This window comes from Streptomyces sp. MnatMP-M17 (assembly GCF_900091995.1).
Taxonomy (GTDB): domain Bacteria; phylum Actinomycetota; class Actinomycetes; order Streptomycetales; family Streptomycetaceae; genus Streptomyces.
In genome coordinates, this window is record NZ_FMDK01000055.1 from 1 (window position 1) to 6,973 (window position 6,973).

At 68.5% G+C, this 6,973-nt stretch carries 5 protein-coding genes; 3 read left to right on the forward strand and 2 right to left on the reverse strand.

Annotated elements, in window-relative coordinates; all coding sequences use genetic code 11:
* Window positions 1–56 precede the first annotated feature (56 nt).
* Together GA0115259_RS03060 and GA0115259_RS03065 are read right to left on the reverse strand one after the other, a co-directional pair.
* Window positions 57–479 carry a DUF4259 domain-containing protein gene (locus tag GA0115259_RS03060; RefSeq protein ID WP_093590451.1) on the reverse strand — a complete coding sequence of 141 codons (423 nt, stop codon included), beginning with the start codon at window positions 477–479 and terminating at the stop codon, window positions 57–59.
* A 175-nt stretch (window positions 480–654) separates the two neighbouring features.
* Window positions 655–2,904, reverse strand: a complete 2,250-nt coding sequence (locus GA0115259_RS03065) for an MMPL family transporter (RefSeq protein ID WP_093590454.1) — start codon at window positions 2,902–2,904, stop codon at window positions 655–657.
* A gap of 293 nt (window positions 2,905–3,197) precedes the next feature.
* Here GA0115259_RS03065 and GA0115259_RS03070 point away from each other — a divergent pair, with 293 nt between their 5' ends.
* The 3 genes from GA0115259_RS03070 (at window position 3,198) to GA0115259_RS03080 (ending at window position 6,921) form a co-directional block, all read left to right on the forward strand.
* Entirely contained in the window at window positions 3,198–4,472 is a 1,275-nt protein-coding gene (locus GA0115259_RS03070; RefSeq protein WP_093590457.1) for a sensor histidine kinase, read from the forward strand.
* Entirely contained in the window at window positions 4,457–5,107 is a 651-nt protein-coding gene (locus GA0115259_RS03075) for a LuxR C-terminal-related transcriptional regulator (protein ID WP_093590460.1), read from the forward strand. The genes GA0115259_RS03070 and GA0115259_RS03075 overlap by 16 nt, the downstream gene beginning before the upstream one ends.
* A gap of 260 nt (window positions 5,108–5,367) precedes the next feature.
* Window positions 5,368–6,921 carry a DUF1996 domain-containing protein gene (locus GA0115259_RS03080; protein ID WP_093590463.1) on the forward strand — a complete coding sequence of 518 codons (1,554 nt, stop codon included), beginning with the start codon at window positions 5,368–5,370 and terminating at the stop codon, window positions 6,919–6,921.
* Window positions 6,922–6,973 lie beyond the last annotated feature (52 nt).

Sequence of the window (6,973 nt, forward strand, 5' to 3'; positions counted from 1 at the left end):
ACCAGCCGCTCCCGCGGCGGGCGCTCCCTCACCCAGCCAGATCCAAACGAAAGACCCTAGGGCTGCACCGATATCGCTGCGGTCAACGTGCTCCTGAGCCTCCCTATCCCCCGGTGCCACTCGCCGTCCTCTCCGTCCGCGTCGACCCAGAGATCGCGCAGTTCGGATTTGTCGGCCAGCACCCGGTCCAGGGCCCGGAGCGCGAGGGCTCGCAACTCCTCGGGGAAGCGCGGCAGCGGCTCGTCCGGGCCGTACACCGTCTCCACGGCCGGTCCGCCCGGGCACTGCTCGGCGACCAGCGCGGCAGCGGCCACCGCCACCACTGCCTCGTCGCTGTCCAGATAGTCCGTGGCACCGATCGCGCGGAGGAGCGCCTCACGCACCAGATCCGTACGCCCTGCCTCTGTCGCGTCGTCCAGATCCGCGGCGAAGTCCGCCGCGATGTCGTTGTCGAAGTGGCCGGTGTCCCATGTGCCCATGGTCTGCCCCCTGGTCGTTCTTCATCCCGTTACAGAGATCGTGCCAGGCACCACTGACAATCCGCCTCACGCACGGACATGGCCCGGACGCCCCCCGTAAGGCGTCCGGGCCATGAGCCTGTACAGGCCCGCTGTCGGGCCGATGAGAAGTCGCCGGGACAGAAGTCGCGAGACCTCAGCGCGTCGTCACCGGCGCCGCGTGCCTGGGCCCAGGAGCCTGCGGCTCCGCTCCCCCGGCCACGCCACCCGCTCCCGCGTCGCCGCCGCCCGCGTCCCCGTCGCCGTGCTCCAGCTCCGGCAGCCACCGCAGCGCCCTCGGCGTATGCCAGTTCCGCTCCCCCAGCAGCGCCATCACCGACGGCAGCAGCACCATCCGTACCAGCGTCGCGTCCAGCAGTACCGCCACCGCCAGACCCACGCCCATCTGCTTCATGTCCTGCATCGACAGCGTCCCGAAGACCGCGAAGACGGCGACCATGATGGCCGCGGCGCCGGTCACCGCGCCCGCCGTGCGCCGGATGCCCTCGCGGATCGCCGACGAGTTGTCCAGGCCTCGGTCGCGGGCCTCCTTGATCCGGGAGACCACGAACACGTGGTAGTCCATCGACAGCCCGAAGAGCACCACCAGTACGAACAGCGGCATCCAGCTCTCGATCGCGCCGGCCTTCTCCGTACCGAGCAGCTCCGCGCCCCAGCCGTGCTGGAAGACGGCGACCATCACGCCGTACGCGGCCACCACCGAGAGCAGATTGAGCACGATCGAGGTGACGGCGACGACATACGACCGGAAGCAGAACAGCATCAGCAGAAAGGTCACGGCGGTGATGAAGACGAAGACCGGGACGATGCCGCGCTTGAGCTGCGCGGTGAAGTCCATCGACCCGGCGAGATCACCGGTCACATGGACCTGCGCGCCGGTGCCCGCGAAGGCGGCGGGCAGCCGCTCGTCGCGCAGTTCGGCCAGGGCCGCCTTCGAGCGTCCGTCGCTGCCGTTGCCCGCCAGCGGGACCTCGATCTCCGCGACGTTCCGCTCCTCGTGCACGGTCACCGTCTCGCCCGTATCGCCGCCGAACCGCCCGAGCGCCTTCCGTACGCCGTCCGCGCCGATGTCGTCGGCCTTCACGACCACCAGCGCCGGTGCCGGACCGCCCGGGAACGTCTCGGTGATATGCCGGTACGCGACCGTCAGCGAGGCCTCGGAGCCGAACTGCTTCTCCAGCCCCAGCGACTCCGTCTTCATACCGAGCGCCGGCACCGCCAGCGCCACCAGCACCGCGGCCGACGCCACCGCGAAGAGCTTCGGCCTCGCCAGTACGGGCCTGAGCAGCGCGCCCGCCAGCGCGCCGCTCTCATGCGCCGCACCGCTCTCCTGCCCACTCTTCTTCTTACGGTTCTTACGGCGGTTGAGGAACGGCACGCGTCCGGCGTCGATACGGTCGCCGAGCCAGGCCAGCAGCGCGGGCAGCACGGTCACGGAGCCGAGCATCGCGATGAAGACGACCAGGATCGTGGCGAGGGCGAAGCCCTTGAAGAGCATCAGCCCGGACAGGAACATCCCGGCCATCGCGACCATCACCGTCACTCCGGACACCAGGACGGCCCGGCCGCTGGTGGCCGCCGCGATCCGCAGCGCGGTCTCCGCGTCGCGCCCGGCGGCCCGCTCGTCGCGCTCGCGCCGCAGATAGAACAGGCAGTAGTCGACGCCGACGGCGAGTCCCATCAGGAACATCACGGAGTAGGTCGTCTGGGCGAGATGGAGCTGATGGCTGGCGAGCGAGAGCAGTCCGAAGGCGGCCATGCACGCGGTGAGCGCGAGCCCGACGGGCAGCAGCGCGGCGACCACGGCGCCGAAGGCGACGAGCAGGATGCCGAGCGCCAGCGGTACGGCGGTGAACTCGGCCCGCTGGAAGTCGTCGGCGAGCAGATCACCGAGCCATTTGCCCGAGCTGGCCTCGCCGAACTGGTAGATCCGTACGTCCCGGTGCGCGTCCCCGGTCTTCCGTACGGCGTCCAGCACGGGCTGCACCCGGTCGGCCGCTGTCGTGGAGTCGCCCTTGATCTCGAAGCGGATCAGGGCGTCCTTGCCGTCCTTCGAGGGAAGGGCGGGTTCGATCCTGGCCACCTCGCCCGTTCCGCGTACGGCCTCGGTCAGCTCGCGGGCTGCCGCTTGCCAGCCGCCGTCGGCCCGGCTGCTGACCATGACCAGTTCACCGGCCGGATGGTCGATCCCGGCCTCGTCGAGGATGCGCTCGGCCTTGGCGGAATCGCCCGCGCCGCTCTCGGACGCGGTCATCTCGACCAGGCCCGAGGCGCCGCCGAGAGCCGTGGCCAGTACGACGAACAGCAGCCAGCCGATGATCGCCGTCTTGCGGTGGTGTGCGCTCCATACGCCGATACGCGCCGCGAGATTCTGCCTCGTGCTCATGGCGTTTTGCCTCCAGAGGTGAAGAGCCCAGAGGTAGGGCCCAGAAGTAAGAGCGGGGTAAGCGAGAACAAGACGTTGACGACGTTAGGAATCCGGCGCCGTCCGCCCCAGCCGCCCAGGGCCCCTGATCGAGGGTGGTGCTGGCAACACCTCTGGTCGGGGGGTGACCGGCTGCCGGTCCCGCCGCGGCCGGTCCAGACTGGATGCCACGCCCGGAGGCCGGACGGGCCGCGGTGGCCACGAGGGCCGCCTGCCGCGGCGAGGAGCGTGCGGGAGAGAAGGAGAAGAGCGCCATGGACGGATGGAAGATCCGCAGGTCGCTGACGGCGAGCCGGCGAGGGCTGGCACTGTCGTTCATCACACTCGTCGGATCGCTCACGCTCTTCGTGCTGACGGTGGTCTCGATCGTCCTCATCCCGCTGGGCATCGGAGTTCTCACCACTCCGGCGCTGGTGGCGACGGTCAGAAAGCACGCCAATCAGCGCCGGCTGCTGGCCGCCACCTGGTCGGACATACGGATCGCCGTGCCGTACCGGCCGTTCCCGCCGGATATACGCGGCGGGATCACCGGCCAGGTCGAGCGCTGCACTCTGCTGCTCAAGGACCCGGCGACCTGGCGCGATCTTCAGTGGCTACTGATCGATATGACCATCGGCTTTGTCATCGCCCTGCTGACCGTCGCCATGCACATCTACGCGCTGGAGGGATTCGTCCTGGCCGCCGGCCTGTGGCGGGCGTTCAGGGACGATCCGTACTGGTACGGATTCGTACGGGTCGACAGCCAGCTCACCGGGCTGGCCGCCGCCGCTCTCGGTCTGGTGCTGCTCGCCCTCGGTCTGCGCTTTGCCGCCGATCTGCTACGGCTCCACTTTCTGCTGGCCAGGCCACTGCTCGCGCCCACCCACGACGAAGCGCTCGCCCTGCGGATCGAGCGGCTGACGGAGTCCCGGCATGACGCGGTGGACACCTCGGCGGCCGAGCTGCGCAGGATCGAGCGCGATCTGCATGACGGCGCGCAGGCCAGGCTGGTCGCCATGGGCATGGATCTGGGCACCGTCGAGGCGCTGATCGAGAGGGATCCGGCGCGCGCCAAGGAGCTGATAGGCAAGGCCCGTCAGTCCTCGGCCGAAGCGCTCACCGAGCTGCGTGATCTGGTCCGTGGGATCCATCCGCCGGTGCTGGCCGAGCGCGGTCTCGGCGACGCCGTCAAGGCGCTGGCGCTGCGGCTGCCGGTGCCGGCCGAGGTGAGTGTGGAGCTGCCGGGGCGCCCGGCGGCGCCGGTCGAGTCGGCCGCGTACTTCGCGGTGAGCGAGGCCCTGGCCAATGTGATCAAGCACGCGGGCGCCGACCGGATCTGGGTCGATCTGTCGTACGGGGAGCCGCACGGGGAAGGGATGCTGCGTATCGCGGTCACCGACAACGGCGGCGGAGGCGCGATGATCGGGAAGGGCTCGGGACTGAGCGGACTGGAGCGCAGGCTCGGTACATTCGACGGCGTACTGGCCGTCAGCAGCCCCGCGGGCGGTCCCACCATGGTGACCATGGAGATTCCTTGCGAGTTGTCCTAGCCGAAGATCTCTTCCTGCTGCGCGACGGACTGGTCCGGATGCTGGAGGCGTACGGCTTCGAGATCCTGGCGGCGGTGGAGAGCGGGCCCGAACTGACCAGGGCGCTGGCGGAGTTGACACCGGACATCGCGGTCGTGGATGTCCGGCTGCCGCCGTCCCACACGGACGAGGGCCTCCAGTGCGCGCTCGCCGCGCGGCGCGCCCGTCCCGGCCTGCCCGTCCTCGTACTGTCCCAGCATGTCGAGCAGTTGTACGCGCGCGAGCTGCTGGCGGACGGCAACGGCGGCATCGGCTATCTGCTGAAGGACCGGGTCTTCGACGCGGACCAGTTCATCGACGCGGTACGGAGAGTCGCGGCGGGCGGTACGGCGATGGATCCGCAGGTCATCTCGCAGTTGCTGTCGCGGCGGGCGCAGGACAAGCCGATCGGCGGTCTGACACCGCGCGAGCGCGAGGTGATGGAGCTGATGGCCCAGGGCCGCTCCAACGCGGCCATCGCCGCCCAACTAGTCATCACCGAGCGGTCGGTGGCCAAGCACACCTCGAACATCTTCGGGAAGCTGGACCTGCCGGTGTCGGACGACGACAACCGCCGCGTGCTGGCGGTGCTGGCGTATCTGGACCGGGACAGATGACGCCGGGTCAGGCGATATGTCCTGACCAAGGACAGGTGACGCCGGGTCAGGCGGCCCCGCGAGGTGATGTGTGCGGCCATCGCCTTCTTCGTACGGCTCGGCCGCAATGAGGCGTATCCGCCCGGTTTGTTGATGGAGATTTCTATGAATTCGCGCGGCGGCTGAACACGCCGCGATTCACGTCCGTATGGAACGGAGCGCTTCGCTTCTCCCCCTGCCGAGATTTCCCTGTAACCGGCAAACGAAGCTTGAGGAGTTCCATGGGACGCACATCGAGAAAACGCTCCACACTGGCAAACCGGGCGATCGCCGCCTCGGCTGCCTTGCTCCTGGGCGGGGGTGGGCTGGTAGCGGTGAATGTCTACGCATCCGCGGGTGAGGGCAGGTCCCACCAGCGTCCGCCGCAGAGCGAGAATGCCGGACAGGCGATGTCGACCATCGACTGTCCTGAGGTGGCGAACGAGCTCACGGACGTACCGCGAGGAGCACGTTGGCAGGTCGACCGTGAGCTGGCCGGGATGGACACCCAGATCACCCAGGCGTACAAGCGGTTCGCCGATCAGAAGGAACAGATCGAGCGGGATCCCGCGTTCGCCGAGAATGCCATTCTCAATCCGCTGAAGCAGAAGCGGCTGGCCTCGCTGAACCGCATCGCGAACGCGATCGAACGCGTCGGCGAGCGGCCTCAGGGGCTTGAGGCGCTGGCGCCCTGCACGCTGCGGGCCGACGGCAACGCCGGTGGCGACGGACAGAACGGCGGCCAGACCGCCGGTCAGGGCCAGGAGGGCGGCCAAGGTCAGGACGGCGGTCAAAGTCAGGATCCGAGCCAGGACCCGAGTCAGGACCCGGGCCAGGGCCAGGACGGTGGCCAGGGTGACGGACAGGACGGTGGCCAGGACGGCGGTCAGAGCGGTGGCGGACAGGCCGGCAACGGCCCCGAGGCCTCCGACTTCGTCGACATCACGACCGTCCAGCCGAATGTCAGCCAGCCCCGTCAGCGCCGTGGCGCGTCGAAGGGCGCTTTCACCACCGATTGCGGTCGTAACGAGGCCGGAAAGTTCAATTCGGACAATGTCATCGTCGCGCCAGGTGTGAGCAATGGCGCTCACCATATGCACGATTACGTCGGCAATCAGTCCAATGACGCCTTCGCGACCGATGACATTCTCGCCGCCGCCGCGACCAGTTGCCGTAATCAGGGTGACAAGTCGACTTACTACTGGCCGGTCCTGCGCCTTCAGAACGGTACGGCGGAGGCCGACGCCAATGCCGACGGCGGTGGCAAGGAGGGCAATGTCGGAGAGATCCAGACTCCGGCGCAGGTGACACTGAAATTCGCGGGCAGCCCGGTGTCCAAGGTCACGGCCATGCCGAGGTTCCTGCGGATCATCACCGGTGACGCCAAGGCATTCGTCAATGGCAACGCCAACGCCAATGCCTCATGGAGCTGCACCGGATTCGAGAACCGCCAGCTCAAGGACAAATACCCGATCTGCCCCGAGGGCAGCAAGGTGGTCCGTACGTTCAAGTTCCAGAGCTGCTGGGACGGCCAGAACAGCGACAGCGCCAACCACCGCACGCATGTGGCGTTCGCCGACCAGGACGGCCGCTGCCAGAACGGCTTCAAGGCGATCCCGCAGCTCCAGCAGCGGATCGTGTACGACGTGCCGCCGGGGCCCGGATTCGCTCTGGACTCCTTCCCCGAGCAGCTCCACAAGCCCGTCACCGACCATGGTGACTTCATCAATGTCTTCGACGAGAACCTGATGAACCGGGTGGTGAGCTGCATCAACAGCGGGCGCAAGTGCCGCTGACGCATGCACCGCGCGGGCGCGGGCGGCGGGTGCCTCTGAGCTGAGGCACCCG